An 18,109-nucleotide genomic window follows, 5' to 3' on the forward strand; every position below is an offset into this window, starting at 1 on the left:
ATGACGGTAGAACTTGTTACAGGCGAAGGATCGACCGACCACGTAGGGTCGGAGGATTTCGGCGCTTACCAAGCCTGCACCTTCGGCGATGGAGCCTACGTGCTCAGCGGGTGCGAAGCGTCGGTCGTGGACAGCAACACCATCCGCATATCAAAGGGCGAGATGCTCGTCAACGGAAGGCACGTGCGCATCAAGGGGTCGGAGGACGTAACCATCCAGAGCGGGTCTGTCGGCAGAAAGCGCAAAGACCTGATCTGCGTGCGCTACACCAAGGATTCGGAGGGGATAGAGGATTCGCCAATCGCGGTCATCGTCGGCACCCCGACCGAAGGGGAGGCGTCCTATCCGTCGTACATCCAAGGCAGCATCCTCGACGGCGACGTTGCCGCAGATTTCCCCCTGTACGGGATACCGATCGATTCGCTTGCGGTGGGCGAACCCGTGCTCATGATGGAGCGCAGGGGGAGCGCCGCCGAACAGATAGCTGGCAAGGCCGACAAGGCGCACAAGCACTCTGCGGCGGACATAACGGGCGGGACGCTCCCCATTGCGCGGGGAGGCACGGGATCCGCGTCTGCGGCTGGTGCGCTGGCGAACCTCGGTCTTACCGCGACCGCCGCCGAGGTAAACAAGCTGCACGGCAAGGACGCCATCTGGGGCGCGAAGGTGCTCTACGCCAACGACGCAAGCTCCACCGGCACCGTCGCGCTCGTCGACGACGCAGCGAACTACACGCTGGCAGAAATCTACTACGTCACCAACGACGGCGGGCACCATATGGCTAAGGTCTACTCGCCGAACGGCAAGACAGTCGATCTGATGGGCGCTCTGATGAAAGCCCAGGGCGGCGGCGCGACGGCGATGTACTTCAAGCTTCGCCGCGTCGTCGTAAGTGGAACCTCGGTGTACACCACGGGTGCCACGGGCGAATCGTCCACGACGGACGCAAACACGTGCACCGTCAATTCGAACGCCTCGATCATCGGAATAACCAAAATAGTGGGCTACAGATAAGGAGGAACGACAATGGCAATATCTAAGAAGATCACCCTAGCGAACGGCGTTGCGGTCAACTACCACCGCGTCGTGGGCGTCAACACCGTCACCAACGTATCTAACATCATCGAGCTTGCGAGCTACACCTCGAAAGCCAAGCGCGCCGAGGAGAAGGCGGCGCTCGAAGCGGGGCGGGCGGCTGCGGCTGCGGAGGGCGGAGACGCCCCGAACGCCGGAGCGGTCGAGCACGACGTCTTCATCCAGACCAGCTACTTCAACGCCGACTACGACCAGGGCATGACCATCGTGGATGCTTACGAGTGGGTCAAGGCGCTTCCCGAATTCGAGGGCGCTACCGACGTGCTCGAAGGGGAGGAGGTTCCAACTGCCGAATGACCGAAAAGAAACAAAAGCAATGACGCGAGAAGCCCCGATGGGCTTTTTCTTTTGTTAGGAGGTGATGGATTGATCGACATCAACGCGCTCGTCGGCCCCGTCGTGTCAGCCCTGTGCGCTTTCGCGGGATCGTGGCTTGCGTTCTCTACGCGGCTCACGCGCGTGGAAACCAAACTCGAAAGCATAGAGGCCAAGCAGGACAAGCACAACATGGTGATCGAGCGCACGTACAAGCTCGAAAGCGACATGGATACGATGTGGCACCGCCACGACGAGCTGAAAGACGAAGTGCACGATTTCAAGACAGGAGGAACGAAATGAGAAAGATCACGGAGAAGTTCATCGGATGGTGCGCCGACGATTCGGCGGCTGCTCGCTTCGAGCGCAGCATCGCCCAGGGTGTCATCGCCGTCATCGCGGTGGGAGTGACCACGGGCGAGTGGGGCGCTGCTGCGGCCACGGGCGCGATCATGGCCGTGATATCGCCCGTCCAAAAGGCGCTAGGCAACAAAGGGGAGGTGGAATGATGGCGAGCGAGAACCGCGTGAAACCCGGGGAGATCAAGTCGATCGTCGACGCTTCCGAAGTGACAGTCGAAGACCGCTTCGGGTGCATGACCGTCGTGCATGCCAAGCTGCCGTGCGGGTTCATCGTTACCGAGACGAGCGCGTGCATCGACCCTGCGAACTACGATCGAAAGCTCGGCGCTGAGATATGCATGAAGCGGATCGAGGACAAGATATGGGAGCTTGAGGGCTACCACAGGATGCGCTCGAACCAAGGGAAAGGCGAATGACATGGACGAACGCGAAACAACGCTCGACGAGGCCGACCGCATGGGCTTCGCCGATTTGACGGAGGGGGTGGACGATGCCGGAGATCAAGCAGAACCTGACGACCGTCAACCGGACGAAGGGCAATAACGGCCGCAAGTGGATCGTGGTACACAACGTGGGCACCGCCCCGACCTACGAGGGCGCGGCCTACGCCAACACGCAGTACTTCGCGAGCGGGTACCGCGGCGCATCGGCCCACTACTTCGTAGACGAGGGGCCGACGATATGGCAGTGCGTGGACGAATCGGATACCGCATGGTCGGTTGGCGACGGGGCGTCCAGGAACGGCTGCTACAACTCAAACAGCATCAACGTCGAGGTGTGCGGCGACTGGTCGTTCGACGGGAGCCGCACCGAGAACCTGCGATGGCTCGTGTCGGCGCTCATGGAAAAGTACGGCATCGACGCGGACCACGTGATCCGGCACTACGACGTAACCGGCAAGAGCTGCCCCGCCTGCTACGTCGATCAGTCGAGATGGGCGGCACTGAGAACATACATCACAGAAGGAGAAGACATGACACCGCAGGAATTTTGGGAATGGCACTACGAGGGGCAGAAGGCCCCGTTCTACCAGCTCTACTACGCAGCGCACGAGCCGACGAAGAAGATGCTCGCCGAACTGACCGCTCAGGTTACCGCCCTCGCGGCGGCTGTGGAGGCGCTTGCGAAATCTAACGGAGCAGACCCCGACGCGGTTGCCAAGTCGGTGGCCGATGCCGTAGAGCGCAAGCTTGAAGGACTCAAGATCACCATCGACGAATAGGAACAGGGTCAGGCTCCCAACGGGGCTTGGCCCTCTTTTTTTGCGCCCCGACCCGGCTGATGCTTAGTCGATCGGTTGACAGGTAGCCCGCAGGCCGCGCATAATGGCATCACCGACGCTGGCCTATGGATTGCTTGCCGCACGAGGGGGAGCCTTTCGAGGCTCCTTCTCGTTCTCCGAGATATCGGTTGGCAAAAAAGAAAGGCCGCATCGTTTCCGACACGGCCATCCTATCTGCGGGACGTAAAGCCAATACGAAATATGTTTCAACCCACGCCTTTCGGCGGATCTTGCGGCATGGCCGCTCGATCGGTAATGCTATTTCAACCCACGCCTTGCGGCGATCCCGCAGCAACGGGGTCATATTACCACCCCGCACGCCGCGAGGTCAATCTCGCAACGGCTTGCGACCGTGCTTTTCGAGTATGGGTGCGAACAGCTCCTCCTCGGCCTGCCGCCTGGCCTCGGCGGCATCTTCGAGCGTGCCGAACGTGCCGAGGTAGCGGTGCTTCCCTTTGAACTTTATCTGCGCGACGTATCGTCCGCCGCGTTTGAATACGCCCTTGACGCCTGTCTTGTTGCTGGACGGGATGCGGGAGGTGAGCATCGAGAGCTTGGTTCCCTCGACGATGCCGGCGGATTCGGCGATGCGGCGCTTCTTCTCGGCTCCGCAGCCGCAGGAGGTGACGCTGCCGTACCGCAGCTCTGCGGCGGTCGCCTTGGCGCTTCCTCCGCACTCGCATTCGCAGAGCCAGACCGCCTGCCCCTTGGCGTTCGTTCCGACGCGCTCCACGGCGCGCAGCGCGCCGAACGGCTCGCCCCTGGAGATCGGCCTGCCCTTGGCGCAGCCGCAGGAAGTCGTGTGGCCGCTGACGAGGTTGCGGGCCGACACCTCGGCGGTGCCGCCGCAGTCGCACTCGCAGTGCCAGACCACGCTGCCGCTGTCGCGCCTGTCCGTCGGCCGGCGGGCGACGAGCTTCTCGAACCGATGGTCTGTCAGATCGGTCATCTTCACGGCTCGGCGCTATTCCGCTTTCGGGTCGATGACGGCGAGCGTGGCGAACCGCTCCTTGCCGTCGAACCATGTGATTACTGGCCTGTCCTCTGCGTTCGTGTTCAGATACAGGTCGTCCCATCGGTAGTCGGCTCCGTCGATCGTGATCGCGACCGAGCCGTCTGCGAACTCTCCTACTTCGATCCACTCAGGCACCTCGACTTCGACGGGATCGCTGATCGGGCATTCCGCAGGCACCTCCGTGTAGGTCGGCCTCTTCTCGTGCGCGAGTACTCCGTAGTTCGCATAGAGCTTTATCGTCTGACCCATTGTGTCTCCTTTTGCTTGTCCGACGAAGCTTGGTCGCGTTGTGGTATCATTCTGGTTGGCCGGAGCCGGGGATTTTGTTCCCCGGCCCCATCTCTTTCTAGTCTTCCAGCGCCGCCTCGAACCGCTTGATGAGTTTTTCGATCTTGGCCTCCGCCTCTTCACTCACCCCTGCCGTCTTGGCTTCCTTTAGGTCGTCAATGATGCCTCGGAGGAAATCCTTGAACTGCATGTCCGTCATTCCCATTTCTTCCACTTCTTTCTCCTCTCGGTAAGAGCCTTTCCCTTACCTCTTGTCCTTAGTATACCACTAGTGGTATATAACGGCAAGGGGTTTCTTTCAGATTTCCTCGGTTTTATCCCGTGCAATATCCTCTCGGATAAGGCGGATGACGTAGGCTTTCTTGCCTTCGCAGCCCGCTTGCGAGACGGCTTCAAGCCGATCCATCACGTCGCCGTCCGACGTGCGGTAAAGCGATATATTCAGCTGGGCTTCGTTCTCTTTGCGCCACTTTGCTTTTGCACGCTTCTGTGCTTCGGTCAACGCCATTTCGCGCCACCTCCCTTCTTAGCGCGTTCGGTTTTGGTCACAGTCCACGATACGGCATCCGCACCGTATGTTTCAAGCAGTTTCATCCTCGCGTCGAACAGATTGCGCTTCGACATGGCGCGGTGATCGCTCTCGAACCTGAACGATCCCTTTGCCCGCCATCCGTTTTTTCGCGGGGTAGCGTACTCTGCAACGTAGCAAGATGCCATGGTACAATCCTCTCGTCTCTTATCGGGGGGTCGCGGCCAAGCAAACTCCCCCGATGGGTTTCAGGCCGTCGCCTCGTGCGGCGGCTTTTCTATTCTGCTGACTCCTTAATCATGCAGCCTGGTTGTACGATCCAGCTGTCAGACTCCCATGTTTTTTCGTCATCAGGGTTCCCGCATCCAAGCACGACTCCCACGCGTTCCGCTTTGCCGCCTTTGAGGGCGACGGGGTCTTTCCTGTCGTAGCATCGTTTCGCAGCGTCGTAGCTTGCGAATTTGTAGATACGTTCTTCGTCGGGTATATAGCTGTCTCTATCCCAGTCGTAGCGCATCGTCTTGCTGACCATCACGAACCATTTGATGTTGTTCATGGTGTTTCCTTTCTGGTTGCCCCGACGAAGCGGGGCGCTTTCATTGACTGGCTACCTGGCGTCGAACGCACCGAACGCGCTAGCTATTTCCGGGAGGACGGCTACAACCTCGAACATGGTGAGGTCTGTGTTCTCCAAAAGGTACTCGTCCAGAAAGCAGATTTCATTGTTGTACTTCTTGTATTCCCTGTATTCGCCCTCGGTGATCGACGCGACGATTTTGCCGTTAACCGTGATATCGACGGCCTTGGTTCCTGCTCCGTCATTGCTGATGATTTCGATGTCGCGTTTCATATCTGTTTCCTTTCGTTTCGCTTACCCTGTACTACGAAGTATACCACTAGTGGTATAGATTGACAAGAGGGAATCTCAGAGGGGCCAGTTGTTTTTCAGCTTCGCTGAAAGACGATTTAGGCACTAAAGTATGTGCGATCGTGTGCAAACTTAGGGAGATTTAGGGGCATTTAGAGTAAAAAACGAACATCTGATTGTTTTTCAGGTGGTATGTTACATTTGTAAAACATGCCACCTGATCAGGTAAAATGTGGCGGAGGAAGTAGGATTCGAACCCACGGTACCTTGCGGCACAACAGTTTTCAAGACTGCCGCCTTCAACCACTCGGCCATTCCTCCGCTGTTAGCGCGTGCGCGTCTCGGCTAGCGCCCGCAGGGCGGACGACGAAAAAGCGCGGCACTAGGATAGCACAGAAATGAAGCTTGGGGCAGGAATCTCGCCGAGCGACGAGGCCTCGGGTTCGCCTAAGGCCGCCTGAGGTCGGATGCGGCCGAGCGCAGGAGGACGCGCCTCAACCCGCCTGCCTGCACTCGCTTCTGCCTGCACGCGTCGAGCGGTCGGTACCAATTGTCGGCCTAAAAACACGGTTTTGTTTCAAAAACCGTGTTTTTAGGCCGACAATTGGTACGCGTTGGCAAAGGTGACCGGTTCGCTGCTTATTCGTCTAGGTGCGTACTATCTGCTCTTGATGGAGCGGCCTGTCGAGCCATGCGGCTGACAGGCCGCTCCTTTCGCCGCGTTTGCGATGGCGGATTCCCGGGGGCGCGGTGCGAAAACTACGTCGAACCACCTACTTGTACGCGTCGATCTCGCTCTTCTTCCATTCGACGAGTGCCGCGGATTCCTTGTCTTCGGTTGCCGCTGCCGCTCCGGCGATCTTGCCGAATACGAGCGCTTGGATAAGGCCGTTTCCGCTCATGTACGCGGCGCCTCCGCGCGAAGAGAAGCCTTCCGTGCAGCCACCCGCTGCGTACAGTCCTTTGATCAGGCTCTTGTCGGGCCGCAATACGTGACCGGCAACGTCGGTGGACATGCCGCCTTGCGTATGGCGGATTTCGCCGGTGATCTTGACCGCATAGTAGGGTCCGTCGAAACCTGCAGGCAGGTGGGCTCGGTTGAACTTGTCCTCGCCTTTTTCGATGGCGGCTTGGTATTCTGCGATCGTCTTTTCAAAGGTTGCCTCATCGGCGCCGATGGCGGTTGCGAGCTCGCTGGCGGTTGCCCCTTTGAACACGATGCCTTCTTCTTCCCAGCCTGCGTACTTCACGCTTTTCTCGATTTGGGCATCGGTGAAGCACAGGTACGCGATGTGATCGGTTTGGGCGAGCACGTGGGGCGAAAGCTCCGAATATCCGCCGTATTCGCTCATGAAGCGGTTACCCTCCTGGTTCACGATGATGCCGCCGTTGTTGGCAACGCCCTGTTCAAGCGTTTGGCTGTTGTCTACGCCGTGAAACGCGTGGCCTTGGTACGCGCCCATGTTCTGCAGTTCTGCACCGAGCTCCTGCGCCCAAAGGATGCCCTCGCCGGTTGCGCCGGGCGCGACCACCTTGACCGCATCGACGGCTTCGGGGCAGTATTGGGCGAGCATGTCGGGGTTGTTGGCGAAGCCGCTCGAAGCGAGTACGGTGTTTTTAGCGAAGATGGCAATCTCTTCCTTGCCGTTTTTTCCATAAGCCCCTATGACGGAATCGTCGTCGTCGGCCAGGACAAGGCCGAGTATTTCGCAGGAAAGCATTTCGGTGATGTTCTGATCGGCTTCCATGCTGGCGATCAACGCGTCGGTAAGGCCTTTGCCTGCATCGTTGGTCGTGTGCATGCGATGGGCGGTCTGACCGAAATAGAGCACTTCGTCGATCGTCCATACGGCTCCATGCGATTCGGTCCACTCGATGATATCCTTCGATTGCTCGGTTACCGTGTACACGAGATCGGGGCGGACGCTGTAGTTGCTCGGCCGCATGATGTCGATCACGCAGGCCCCAACGCTGTCTGCCTCGCCCATATCGGTTTGCTGCTTGGTGCCGACGGCGGGGATCTTTCCGCTTGAGAGCATCGTTGCGCCGCCGAGTACGCTCATCTTTTCGCAGATGGTAACCTTTGCTCCCTGCTCCGAAGCGCTCAGCGCTGCGCAGAGACCAGCTCCGCCGCCACCGATGACCAGCACGTCGGCTTCGGACTGCGTCATGCTTGTCACGTCGCTTTTGCGCTTGGCGTACTGATAGGCAGCCGAATCGGCGGACCCCGATGCAGCGCCGGCGTTGCCGCCTGTCGCTTTGCCGGCAGGCGTGCACGCGGAGAGCGCTCCTGCCGAGGCGACCATGACCGAGCCGATGCCCAAGCCCTTCAACAGATCCCTACGAGTAAGATTTCCCATTGCTGTTCCCTTCCTCTTGCGATGCGAGCTTCACGGCTCGCGATACTCGGCACTATACGTTCGGCGCAATGCCCCGAAAAGAAACTCTTGTATGCCACGAAGCGTCAACTCAAGGTTTGCGTATGGAGATAACACCTGATCAAAGCGTTTCGGATTGGACGATTTGACGCGGGGGGAACAATGCTCAATCCGCATGGTCTTGTGGTTTGGAAGCGTTTGCCTATACTGGGGCATTGGGAAACGGGTCGGTGGTTCGCTTGGCGCGACGACTGGCGTTGGGGATGTACAACCGCCATGGGCGAGGGAGATGACTATGGCAAAGTTTCGCATGGATCCGGACCAGAAGAGGTATTTTTGCACGCTCTGCTCGGCGGGTACCATTACACAAGCCGCTCGTGCGCTGTACCTTTCTCGGCAGGGTTTGTCGAAAAGCATGAAGAGGCTGGAGAAGCAGCTGGATGCCCAATTGTTCGTCCGGGGCAAAAAGGGCGTTGAGCTTACGCGGGCGGGCAGGATCTTGCTGCGCTACCTCCATGAGGAAGATCGGCTTTGGGATACCTGTGTGGCCGACATTCGCGAGATCGGGAAGACGGAACGGGAGCTTGTGCGCATCGGGCTTTTGAGCATGTATGTGGGGTACAGGGAAAAGCGCGAGCTTTTGGCAAGCTTTCAAGACGATGCGAGGATCGGAATCGAGGTGGTCGATGGGGACCACGACGCGTTCTGGGAGGCTATTGCTGCTGGGGAAATGGAGTTTGCGTTTTCTGTAAAGCCGCCTGATGATCTGGGAATTCCATCGATTAAGCTGTGCGACGACAGCCTTTCGATCCTGCTTTCGGCGGGTGATCCTCTCGCTGCGAAGAAGTGCATCGACTTCGAAACCGATCTTCTGGGAAAAACCGTAATCCAGACAAGCCCTTATAAGGGACGACTGTACGAGACCGCGTTCAGGAACTACGGGATAAACGTGGAGCTGCTCATCCATGATAAAAATCTCATGCTCGCTCAGGTATCGACAAGCGAAGACTGCTTCATCATTCAAACCGAATACGCCAAGGCGCTCGTTACCGATCAAGTGTGCATGAGGCCGCTTGTCAATGCTCCGATCGAGATGGATTCGATGTTCGTGTTCAGTCCCGCTTTGCGTCCGATGGCCCGCATGGTAGCGAAAAAACTGCTTGCACCTTACGGCAAACAGGGCGAACTGGATGCTTTCTTCGACAGAGCCGAACATTGATCTTCGGCCAGTGCGTTCCTGCGCTTTTCGTGGGCGGTTGCACAAGGGGTTCGGAAGGGGGCTGTTCGGAGTCCGATTGCCTTATAATACGGCTCATGACCGATGAAGAGTACATGGGGCTTGCGATCGAGCAAGCGCGTATCGCCGAGCATCTCGATGAGGTTCCGATAGGAGCCGTCGTCGTGTATGCACCGATCGATCCCGCAACGCGTCGGCCGCTTGCCGAACCGCGCGTTATCGCCTCAGCATGCAATCTGCGCGAAAGTACTCAGGATCCAGCCGGGCATGCCGAGTTTCTCGCCATGAAGGCGGCTGCCGAAGCGCTCGGGGTGTGGCGGCTTACCGGCTGCACGGTGTACGTGACGCTCGAACCATGCATCATGTGCGCGGGCCTTATGCACCAGGCTCGCGTCGACCGCTGCGTGTATGGCGCACCCGACCCGAAGGCGGGCGCGCTCGGTACGCTGTATCGGGTGAACGAGGACGAGCGTTTGAACCATACGTTCGAGGTTGTGGCCGGGGTGCGCGAAGACGAGTGCGCGTCCCTGCTGAGCACGTTTTTTGCAAACAAAAGGAAGAAAAAGAAGCTATGAACGAAACTACGACCCCGCCTGAACATGCCATGTCAGAATCGAGTGCGCGTGCGGCTGCAAACGCCCCCATGGTTGTCGCCGATCCGCTAGCCGTCTTCGAGAAGGGGGGCATGGTCAAGCTCATCGCTCCCGCAAAGGTGAACCTGTATCTCAACATCGGGGGAAGGCGCGCCGACGGCTACCACGAGGCGACCACGGTCATGCATGCTTTGGCGCTTCATGACGTGCTCCATATGGATCGCGTGAAGCAAGACGAGGGTGGATTGCGCATCGAGGTTTCCTGCTATGCGCGCGAGGGGATCGAGCCGCTGGTTGTCGCTTCCGAAGACAATATCGTGTACAAGGCTGTCGATCTTCTGGCACGCAAGATCGCCCATGTGGGTGACGAGCTGATTTCGGTGCGTATCGAAAAGCATATTCCCCACGAAGCCGGTCTCGGCGGAGGTTCGTCCGATGCTGCCGCATCGCTTATCGGTGCGGCGAAGCTGTGGGGCGTAGACCCCGAATCGCCCGAGGTGCTCGAAGCCGCAAGCGAGCTGGGCGCCGATGTGGCGTTCTTCCTGCACGGCGGCTGCACCTGTCTGACGGGAACCGGCGAGGTGTTCCATCATGCGCTTGAGCCCATGAGGAAAACCGTCGTGCTCGTTAAACCCGAAGGAGGCGTTTCTACATCGGCCGCGTACGCCGCTTTCGACGAGAGCCCCGTGACGATCGATCCCGAGGCGCACGTACGCGCTCTTGAGGCTTCCCGCGCCGAAGAAGTGCCGCTGTGCAACAACCTTACGGCGGCCTCGGAATCCCTGATGCCCGAGCTTGCCGAAATGCTCGGCTGGATTGCGGCCCAAGACGGTGTCGAGAATTCGCTCATGTCGGGAAGCGGTTCGTCGGCTTTTGCGATCTGCGCGACGTTCGACGATGCGTGTCGCATTGTCGCTGCTGCCCGCAATCGTGGTTGGTGGGCGCGCGCAACCGCGTTCAGCTCGGCCAAAGTTTCAGCGATTCCCCGCTAGCCTCGAAGCCATCGGTCGGCTACGCGATCGGCACGGCTTTCAGTGCCGCAAGCCTGCGGGAACCGGTGCGTCCGATCCGGCGGAAACGGGCTTGCGTCGATCGGGCGCACCGGATTCGCTTCGTTCGGTAGCGCGAGCTGCTACGCTTCGGCTTCGAGGGTGAACTTGCCGCTGTCGGCTCGATCGATCTTGAACGGGTAGGTGATGAGCTCGAGCCCGAGCAGGATCATATGGTGGTCGATGTTGGCGAACGGGTGCAGGATGAGCAGCACCGCAAGCACGAGTTCGAAGATGGAGAACGCGAGTTTGAAGACGAACCGATGGCCGCCTCTGATGCGGTGAATTATCTCGTCGAACTCCTCGCCCGCTTTGTAGAGGCCGAGCAAGCCCCACATGACGCCGACGAAGCTGATCGACGACGATCCGTGCACGAGGATGACCCCGCCGAGCACGCACATGACGATCGCCGTTCCGACCGAACGGCTGCTTCGGTGCCCTTCCTCCCCTACGTCGGCCGTTTCGATCGTTTCTTCCCTGCCGAGGTACGGCTCGGTTGCTTCGCGGTTCTCGTCTCGTTTGGCGGCGGCGAACTTCCCGCCGTCTTCGCCGCGGCCCTTAAGCTCTTTGCCGGCAGCGACGACGATGCCGGCAGCGCCCGAGAGGATCATGACGGCGCCGAGTACGTAGGGAAGGTAGTGGGCCGATTCTTCGGGCCAGAACAGGCAGAGCAATCCGATGAGGGGGAGGAAAAGAAGCGCTATGATCGAGAGCTTTCCCGCTTTGCTCTGGCTGCGCAGTTCTTTGATCGATCGGACTTCTGTCATGCGTTTGAGTTCCTTTCGTTAGCTTGGCGCATCATGCTAGCATGCGCTTTTCTCTTCGGGCGAATGAACCGAACAACTACAGAAAACGATGCAGCGCGTTTTGCCGAACCGCATCGAGGCGACGGGGCGCCCATGCTCGACCTATACGCTTGCGGCAAGCGGTGCAGCGCATCGCGGTCGCCTACCGAAGCTAGCCGTGCGATGCTATCGCGGCCCTGCATCGACGATGCGGCCCACTTGCATGCGGAGGAAATTATCTTATTGATATAAAGTATCAATAAGCCTATAATGCTAACAATGGATCAGCGTCAGACGAGAGAGGTTCCCATGAAGAAGTACGTATGCTCTATTTGCGGTTACGTGTACGACGAGGAAGCGGGCGATCCCGAGAACGGCATCGAACCCGGAACGAAGTGGGAAGATCTGCCCGACGATTGGGCCTGTCCTTTGTGCGGTGCCGGTAAAGACATGTTCGAGGAAGAATAACCCAACCCCTTCCATCAGGAGATCATCATGGATGCTATGAAAGAGCTCTCTCGCAGGGAGTTGAGTGCTCTATGCTCTAATCTTGCCAAAGCGTGCGAAAAACAACAGCTGTTCGAGCAGCAGAAGCGGTTTGTCGAACTTGCCGATTACCATGCGGGCAAAGCCGACGGTGCCGACGGCGCCGATTTGAAAACCATTGAGGCCGTTGTCAAAGGCGATCTTGATTCGGGCTTCGGCCCTGCGTTCGATCAAGCCCATGCCGATCACGATCGGGGCGCACTTCGTGCCCTCACGTGGTCGCAGAAGGCGACGGCGCTGCTCGATTCGCTGCTGAAGCGCTATGAGCGTCAAGGCGATGCGCTCATCGAGGGCACAAACGTGTACGTGTGCGAGATTTGCGGCTTCGTCTTCGTGGGGGACAATCCGCCCGATGTGTGTCCCATTTGCAAGGTGCCCAAATCAAAAATCGTGAAAGTCAGGGGGTAGCCATGTACGCACCCGAAACCTACGCTTCGCGCAACATCGCTCTTTGCACGAAGGATTGCCTGTGCCTGTTCGTGTGCCCCACGGGCGCGACCGATACGGAAAACGGCCAGGTGGATGCAACGAAATGTATAAGCGGCTGCCGTTTGTGCGTCGATGCGTGTCCGTCGGGCGCCCTCTCGCTTATGTATCGGAGCTATCCCGAACCGCAGCCAAAAACCGATGCGGTAGTCGAGAAGCTCATGGCGCTTGCGAAAAGCAAGACGGAACTTGAGGCGGCGGCAACCTCTTTGACCGAATCGGCCGAAAGCGCAGAACTTCGCACGCTTGCCAAAGCGATTGCGATGTCGGCGCGCATTTCGGCAGAAGACCTCTACCGCGAATCGCGCTACATGATCCCGCAGAGCAGCGAAGCGCGCGAACTGCTTCGCTTCATGCTCGACGAGGAGCGGAGCGACGGAGAATTTCCGCAAGAGGCCGTTCGGGAGCTGCTGGACTCGCTGTAGGTTCGCTGCCGCTTCCCCTTGCCTTTTGCCTCGCCGATACCGCCGCCGGGCTCCGCGTCGACGTCGGCTTTGAGCCGCTTGTTGGGATTGCGCCGGCGTTGCGGCGTTTGCTCGGGCGCGCATCGGTCTTTCGACCGGCTGCGCGCCTCTTTTTGTTTTATGCGGCATGCAAGGTTACGATGCGTTGACGATTTCTCTTGGGAGAGGGTTCCCGAGCCCGCGCATGAGAGAGCGCGTGAGCATGCGTGGTAGAATAGGCCCACCAACCAGTAAGGAGAACCATGGAAATTGCATTGATTGTCGTATTGGTGATCGTCGTCATCCTCGTGATTGCGATTATCTCCCTGTACAACAACCTCGTGAAGCTGCGCAACATGGTCGATAACGCGTGGGCGCAGATCGACGTTCAGCTGCAGCGCCGCCTCGACCTCATTCCCAATTTGGTCGAAACGGTCAAGGGCTACGCGTCGCACGAGCAGGGAACGCTCGAGCAGGTTACGGCTGCCCGCAGCGCGGTTATGGGCGCAACGAGCCGCGAAGGCAAGATGCAGGCAGACAATATGCTCACGGGAGCACTCAAGAGCCTGTTCGCCGTCGCTGAGGCATACCCCGACCTTAAGGCCAACGTTAACTTCCAGCAACTGCAAAGCGAACTCTCGAATACCGAGGATAAGATCTCGTACATGCGCCAGAGCTACAACGATACGGTCATGAAGTTCAACACCGCCATCCAGACGTTCCCGGCGGTGCTCTTCGCCGGCATGATGGGCTTCAAGGCTCGCGACAGCTTCGATGCGGTCGCCGGTGCCGAGACCGCGCCGAAGGTGCAGTTTTAAGTAAAGAAGCGTTCCGATTCGGACTGCTTTCATCGATTGACCTGATCCGCTGCAGGTAACGGATAGAATTCGTTCGCCTGATAACACGATCTTAGCGGTATCATATTCAGAAAGGTCAGAGATGAAAGCAGTCTTATTATATGGAACCTTCCACTAACTCTCGAACTACGGATGAGCGTTGGGAAATCTCCAGAACGCTTTCCGCCATCACCGCTGTTCTCGTCGTTCTCCTTCTTGTCGGTTTTTACGGAACGACCCTGTTCAACATGAGCGAAATCGGCAAGCAAATCGTTCTCATCAAAGAACACCCCTATCCCGTTTCGGTAGCCGCCGGTCAGGTTGAGACGGCGCTCGGCCAGCTCCAAACGCTTTCGGAGCGTTTGACGTATGTGAGGACCGACCAAGCCGTCGAGGGGGTTGAGCGCTCGTATGCCGAGATTGACGAGCGCATTTCGGAAAAGATCCAGTTCATAGCCGATCGGGCGCTGTTCCAAAACGGCGATATGGAAGAGCTGCAGTCCGGCTATCGCAAACTGGTTGACGCGCAAAACGAACTGCTCGAAATGTGCCGGGACGCCGATGTTCCCGACGAGGATATCGATGCGTACGTCGAAGAGACCGTTTCGCCGCTGCTTACTGCTCTTTTCGAGCGCAACACGGCCATCCTCGACGATGCCTCGGCATCGTTCGATACGCTGTACGAGGTTGCCGATCAGGTTATTTTCAGAACCATCGTATCCGCTTCCATCCTCATGGCAGCGGTACTGGGGGCGCTGGTATTCTATCTGGTGCTCTTGGGAAAGAAACGCAGGCAGCGCGAAAAGCTGCAGCGTAACCTGGAAGACGCTTTAAAGGCGGCGCAGGATGCGAATGCGGCCAAGTCGCAGTTCCTTTCCAACATGTCGCACGATATCCGTACCCCGCTCAACGCGATCATCGGGCTTACAGCGATTGCGGGCACCCATCTCGATGAGACCGACAGGGTGCGGGAGTGCCTGGGCAAGATCACCGTATCTTCGAAGCATTTGCTCGGGCTCATCAACGATGTGCTCGACATGAGCATGATCGAAAACGGCCGTATAGCCCTCAACAACGAGGCGTTTTCGTTTCCCGAGCTCATCAACGGCATCGTTACCATCATTCAGCCGCAGGCTAAAGCCAAACAGCTCGGCCTTGATGTGGTTGTGGGCAACGTCGATCGTGAAACGATGGTGGGGGATGCCATGCGCATCAACCAGATACTGCTCAACCTTGTGGGAAACGCGATCAAATACACCCCCGCAGGCGGAAACGTTCGCGTCGTGGTTGCCGAGCTTCCTGTCGAAGCCATAAATCGCCGTATGATCAGGTTCGTCGTGGAAGATGACGGAATCGGCATGACGCAGGAGTTCGCGAGCAGGATATTCGATCCTTTCGAGCGCGAGAGGAACTCGACGACGAGCAAAGTCGAGGGAACCGGGCTCGGGATGTCCATCACGAAGAGCATCGTCGACATGATGGGAGGCACGATTTCAGTCGAAAGCGAGCTGGGCGCAGGATCTCGCTTCATCGTCGAAGTGCCGCTCGATGTCGTCGATATCGAGGAGGAGTTCGATCTGATCGATTTGGCCGACGCCAAGGTGCTCCTTGTCGACGACGATCCCGATATCTGCGAGAACACCGTGGAGATGCTTGCAAGCATCGGAATTGCGGGGGATTGCACCCAGTCGGGCGAAGATGCCGTGCAGCTGGTCGTGGGCGCCCATCGCATGGGTCGCGATTACCACACCATCATCGTTGACTGGGTGATGCCCGGCATGGACGGTTTGGAGACCATCCGTTGCATTCGCCGGGAGATCGGCGACAAGACGCCGATCGTGCTTCTGAGCGCGTACGACTGGTCCGAGATCGAGGAGGAAGCGCTTGAGGCCGGCGTGACGGCGTTTCTCTCCAAGCCGCTGTTTCGCTCGAAGCTCTACTACGCGATGAAAAGCGTATGCGGCGATACGGACGGCGCAAATCGGGTTGCGGAGCGCGAGCAGACGCTCGACTGCTCGGGAAAGCGCGTGCTCTTGGTTGAGGATAACGAGCTCAACATGGAGATTGCGCAAGAGGTTATCGAACAGACCGGCGCCATTGTCGAACGCGCGTGGGACGGACGGGAAGCCGTCGAAAAAGTGCGCAATGCGCCCGAGGGGCACTACCAGCTTATCTTCATGGACGTGCAGATGCCGAAGATGGACGGACTCGAAGCATCGCGCATCATATGCGCCGAGGCTCTTAAGAGCGGGCGGGTCAGGCCTCCCATCGTAGCTATGTCGGCGAATGCGTTTACCGAAGACCGGCACCGTGCGAAAGAGGCGGGCATGGACGGGTACGCAACCAAGCCGATCGATTTTGCCGAGCTCAACCGAATCCTTCGAAAGTATCTGCTGCAGGACTGATGGGCGGCTGCGCCATGCCGGACTGACGGGCGGTTGCGCCGCGTGCGGGATGCTAGTCGATTCCCGTTTGCCGGGGAGCTCGGGCGCACCGTTCGTGATGCTCGCGCTTCATCTCGTACATCGATATATCGGCGCGCCTCACAACGTCGCTGATCGTTTCGCCGTCGCGGCGGATAGCGTAGCCGACCGAGAGCGAAAGGCGTGCTCCATGGCCGAGCTGCATAGATGAAGCGGCGCTTTGCAGCGAGGCGATAACGCTGCTCGCCCTGTCGTCGTCGAGGGTCGAACAGAGGATGGCGAACTCGTCGCCTCCGATGCGGTAGACGATGTCTTCGGGGCCGAACGTCTGCCCGAGGGCGTCGGCGGCTGCGCAAATGTACTCGTCTCCGAACGAGTGGCCGTAGTCGTCGTTGACGTTTTTCAGGCGATCGAGATCCACGACGAAAACACCTTGGAGCGCTTCTGCGCCGTCCTCCCAGTTGGAGAGATCGAGGTCGAACGCGTTGCGGTTCTTGAACGAAGTAAGGTAATCGGTATTCGCAAGATCCTTGAAGGCCGGGTTCGATATCCGGCGGAAGAGGAAGCGTGCGATAACGATGGCGGCCAAGCCGAAGACGATGCCGATGAGCGGTGTGCCGATTCGTACCATTTGAAAAGCACGGTATTGCGCATCGGCATCGAACTCGATCCCGATTGCACCGATAACCTGGCCGTTCTCATGGATGGGGTAGTAGGAAACGAAGACGTAGCCCCAACCCGTATCTTTGATGTCGGTCGGATAAACCCGCTCGTCCGCGAGCGCCCGTTCGAGCTCGGACACGATTTCACCTTCGATCTCGTCGCCTGGGTGGCGGAAATCGTCGCTGTCGCTCGGCAGCCCGTCGACAACGTAGATGAGGCTGCCGTCATCGGCTTGTTTCGCGGTGTAGAGGTAGCGGACTCCCGTTGATTCCCGAACCGTCTCGAGCTGTTGCTTGGTCTCGAGGTACTGATCCGACGACGCGTCGTCTGCCAAGTTGATCGATTTGAACGTCGACTTGTCGATCTTGCCTTCGATAAAGGAATAGATGCTGTCGGTCCGCGCTTTCAGCGTGTCGATCATGTTGTTGTAGGTAACCGAGTAGGTGAAGGAGAACACGCAGATGAACGAAAGGGTAACGAGCGCCGCTACGATGATCGACACCTGGAAATCAACCCTGCTTCTATGGCTGCCGAAATGCGGCATTGCACCCGCCCGTCACGATATTGTTATGTAAGGCTATAATATAAGAAAAACGATAACATATAGCAAGAATACCGCGGATCACGTGAATCCGCGCGCAAATGTTGTAGCAAAATAATGCTACAGGTTTATATCGCTCGCGGCATATCGTGCGGCTGCCACCTATTGCTAGTGTACAATGCACAAGAGCCGTAACAGAAAAACGGCACCCGCATGATGCATGCAGGTGCCGTTTGCTGGTGTAAGTGGCGGAGAGCCGGGGATTCGAACCCCGGACACGCTTGTGGCGTGTACTCGCTTAGCAGGCGAGCACCTTCGGCCTCTCGGTCAGCTCTCCGCGAAATACAGGTGCGGTTTGCAATGATACCGTGACCA

Annotated in this window: 25 protein-coding genes and 2 tRNA genes; 15 read left to right on the forward strand and 12 right to left on the reverse strand. The window is 58.4% G+C overall.

The features are described 5' to 3' along the window. The 7 genes from MWL89_RS01420 (at position 1) to MWL89_RS01445 (ending at position 2,994) form a co-directional block, all read left to right on the forward strand. Entirely contained in the window at positions 1-1,014 is a 1,014-nt protein-coding gene (locus MWL89_RS01420) for a hypothetical protein (protein WP_244411478.1), read from the forward strand. A 12-nt stretch (positions 1,015-1,026) separates the two neighbouring features. Next, a complete protein-coding gene (locus tag MWL89_RS01425) occupies positions 1,027-1,392 on the forward strand; it encodes a hypothetical protein (RefSeq protein WP_244411479.1) in 366 nt (121 codons plus the stop codon). A 69-nt stretch (positions 1,393-1,461) separates the two neighbouring features. Beyond that, entirely contained in the window at positions 1,462-1,713 is a 252-nt protein-coding gene (locus MWL89_RS01430) for a hypothetical protein (protein WP_244411480.1), read from the forward strand. Then, positions 1,710-1,919 carry a hypothetical protein gene (locus tag MWL89_RS01435; protein ID WP_244411481.1) on the forward strand — a complete coding sequence of 70 codons (210 nt, stop codon included), beginning with the start codon at positions 1,710-1,712 and terminating at the stop codon, positions 1,917-1,919. Before MWL89_RS01430 ends, MWL89_RS01435 begins: the two co-directional genes overlap by 4 nt. Further along, a complete protein-coding gene (locus tag MWL89_RS01440; protein ID WP_244411482.1) occupies positions 1,916-2,188 on the forward strand; it encodes a Gp49 family protein in 273 nt (90 codons plus the stop codon). Before MWL89_RS01435 ends, MWL89_RS01440 begins: the two co-directional genes overlap by 4 nt. A 1-nt stretch (position 2,189) precedes the next feature. Further along, positions 2,190-2,315 (forward strand): hypothetical protein, encoded by a 126-nt coding sequence (locus MWL89_RS16275; RefSeq protein ID WP_279611948.1) that lies wholly within the window; start codon positions 2,190-2,192, stop codon positions 2,313-2,315. Then, the gene (locus MWL89_RS01445) at positions 2,263-2,994 is read left to right on the forward strand and encodes a peptidoglycan recognition protein family protein (RefSeq protein ID WP_244411483.1); all 732 of its coding nucleotides are present in this window, start codon (positions 2,263-2,265) and stop codon (positions 2,992-2,994) included. Before MWL89_RS16275 ends, MWL89_RS01445 begins: the two co-directional genes overlap by 53 nt. A 388-nt stretch (positions 2,995-3,382) precedes the next feature. Here MWL89_RS01445 and MWL89_RS01450 read toward each other — a convergent pair whose 3' ends face one another. The 9 genes from MWL89_RS01450 to MWL89_RS01490 form a co-directional block, all read right to left on the reverse strand. Next, positions 3,383-4,003, reverse strand: coding sequence for an AP2/ERF family transcription factor (locus MWL89_RS01450; protein WP_244411484.1), 621 nt, complete (start codon positions 4,001-4,003; stop codon positions 3,383-3,385). A 15-nt stretch (positions 4,004-4,018) separates the two neighbouring features. Further along, complete coding sequence (locus MWL89_RS01455) at positions 4,019-4,318, reverse strand: hypothetical protein (RefSeq protein WP_244411485.1); 300 nt, start codon at positions 4,316-4,318, stop codon at positions 4,019-4,021. A 97-nt stretch (positions 4,319-4,415) separates the two neighbouring features. Next, on the reverse strand, positions 4,416-4,571 hold the full coding sequence (locus MWL89_RS01460) for a hypothetical protein (RefSeq protein WP_244411486.1): 156 nt from the start codon (positions 4,569-4,571) through the stop codon (positions 4,416-4,418). An 84-nt stretch (positions 4,572-4,655) separates the two neighbouring features. Further along, the gene (locus tag MWL89_RS01465; RefSeq protein WP_244411487.1) at positions 4,656-4,865 is read right to left on the reverse strand and encodes a hypothetical protein; all 210 of its coding nucleotides are present in this window, start codon (positions 4,863-4,865) and stop codon (positions 4,656-4,658) included. Beyond that, positions 4,856-5,074: a hypothetical protein gene (locus MWL89_RS01470; protein WP_244411488.1), complete on the reverse strand. Its 219-nt coding sequence runs from the start codon at positions 5,072-5,074 to the stop codon at positions 4,856-4,858. The genes MWL89_RS01465 and MWL89_RS01470 overlap by 10 nt, the downstream gene beginning before the upstream one ends. An 89-nt stretch (positions 5,075-5,163) precedes the next feature. Further along, entirely contained in the window at positions 5,164-5,442 is a 279-nt protein-coding gene (locus tag MWL89_RS01475) for a hypothetical protein (protein WP_244411489.1), read from the reverse strand. 51 nt (positions 5,443-5,493) lie between these two features. Next, a complete protein-coding gene (locus tag MWL89_RS01480) occupies positions 5,494-5,736 on the reverse strand; it encodes a hypothetical protein (RefSeq protein ID WP_244411490.1) in 243 nt (80 codons plus the stop codon). A 251-nt stretch (positions 5,737-5,987) separates the two neighbouring features. Then, a tRNA-Ser gene (locus MWL89_RS01485) sits at positions 5,988-6,075 on the reverse strand. A gap of 452 nt (positions 6,076-6,527) precedes the next feature. After that, a complete protein-coding gene (locus MWL89_RS01490; protein WP_244411491.1) occupies positions 6,528-8,114 on the reverse strand; it encodes an FAD-dependent oxidoreductase in 1,587 nt (528 codons plus the stop codon). A 313-nt stretch (positions 8,115-8,427) separates the two neighbouring features. On the opposite strand from MWL89_RS01490, the gene MWL89_RS01495 reads away from it, so the two are divergent. The 3 genes from MWL89_RS01495 to ispE all read left to right on the forward strand — a co-directional run bounded on the left by MWL89_RS01495 (position 8,428) and on the right by ispE (position 10,954). Then, positions 8,428-9,351, forward strand: coding sequence for a LysR family transcriptional regulator (locus tag MWL89_RS01495; protein WP_102379354.1), 924 nt, complete (start codon positions 8,428-8,430; stop codon positions 9,349-9,351). Between the two features lie 95 nt (positions 9,352-9,446). After that, complete coding sequence (locus MWL89_RS01500; RefSeq protein WP_102379640.1) at positions 9,447-9,944, forward strand: nucleoside deaminase; 498 nt, start codon at positions 9,447-9,449, stop codon at positions 9,942-9,944. Beyond that, complete coding sequence (gene ispE / locus MWL89_RS01505; protein ID WP_244411492.1) at positions 9,941-10,954, forward strand: 4-(cytidine 5'-diphospho)-2-C-methyl-D-erythritol kinase; 1,014 nt, start codon at positions 9,941-9,943, stop codon at positions 10,952-10,954. Before MWL89_RS01500 ends, ispE begins: the two co-directional genes overlap by 4 nt. A gap of 140 nt (positions 10,955-11,094) precedes the next feature. Here the strand turns inward: ispE and MWL89_RS01510 are convergent, their stop codons facing one another. Then, positions 11,095-11,778 carry a DUF308 domain-containing protein gene (locus tag MWL89_RS01510; RefSeq protein ID WP_244411493.1) on the reverse strand — a complete coding sequence of 228 codons (684 nt, stop codon included), beginning with the start codon at positions 11,776-11,778 and terminating at the stop codon, positions 11,095-11,097. 327 nt (positions 11,779-12,105) lie between these two features. Between MWL89_RS01510 and rd the strand changes: the two genes are divergently transcribed. The 5 genes from rd to MWL89_RS01535 all read left to right on the forward strand — a co-directional run bounded on the left by rd (position 12,106) and on the right by MWL89_RS01535 (position 16,512). After that, positions 12,106-12,264, forward strand: a complete 159-nt coding sequence (gene rd, locus MWL89_RS01515; RefSeq protein WP_244411494.1) for a rubredoxin — start codon at positions 12,106-12,108, stop codon at positions 12,262-12,264. A 27-nt stretch (positions 12,265-12,291) separates the two neighbouring features. Then, positions 12,292-12,750, forward strand: coding sequence for a rubredoxin-like domain-containing protein (locus MWL89_RS01520; RefSeq protein WP_102379351.1), 459 nt, complete (start codon positions 12,292-12,294; stop codon positions 12,748-12,750). Between the two features lie 2 nt (positions 12,751-12,752). Further along, positions 12,753-13,253: a 4Fe-4S dicluster domain-containing protein gene (locus MWL89_RS01525; protein ID WP_102379350.1), complete on the forward strand. Its 501-nt coding sequence runs from the start codon at positions 12,753-12,755 to the stop codon at positions 13,251-13,253. A 281-nt stretch (positions 13,254-13,534) separates the two neighbouring features. Continuing rightward, a complete protein-coding gene (locus MWL89_RS01530; protein WP_102379349.1) occupies positions 13,535-14,089 on the forward strand; it encodes a LemA family protein in 555 nt (184 codons plus the stop codon). Positions 14,090-14,229: 140 nt separating this feature from the next. Further along, a complete protein-coding gene (locus MWL89_RS01535) occupies positions 14,230-16,512 on the forward strand; it encodes a response regulator (RefSeq protein WP_244411495.1) in 2,283 nt (760 codons plus the stop codon). A gap of 52 nt (positions 16,513-16,564) precedes the next feature. Here the strand turns inward: MWL89_RS01535 and MWL89_RS01540 are convergent, their stop codons facing one another. After that, positions 16,565-17,695 (reverse strand): GGDEF domain-containing protein, encoded by a 1,131-nt coding sequence (locus MWL89_RS01540; protein ID WP_244411496.1) that lies wholly within the window; start codon positions 17,693-17,695, stop codon positions 16,565-16,567. A gap of 285 nt (positions 17,696-17,980) precedes the next feature. Further along, positions 17,981-18,071, reverse strand: a tRNA-Ser gene (locus tag MWL89_RS01545). Positions 18,072-18,109 lie beyond the last annotated feature (38 nt).

Origin of the sequence: Raoultibacter timonensis, from assembly GCF_022845715.1 — a bacterium.
Classification (GTDB): Bacteria; Actinomycetota; Coriobacteriia; order Coriobacteriales; family Eggerthellaceae; genus Raoultibacter; species Raoultibacter timonensis.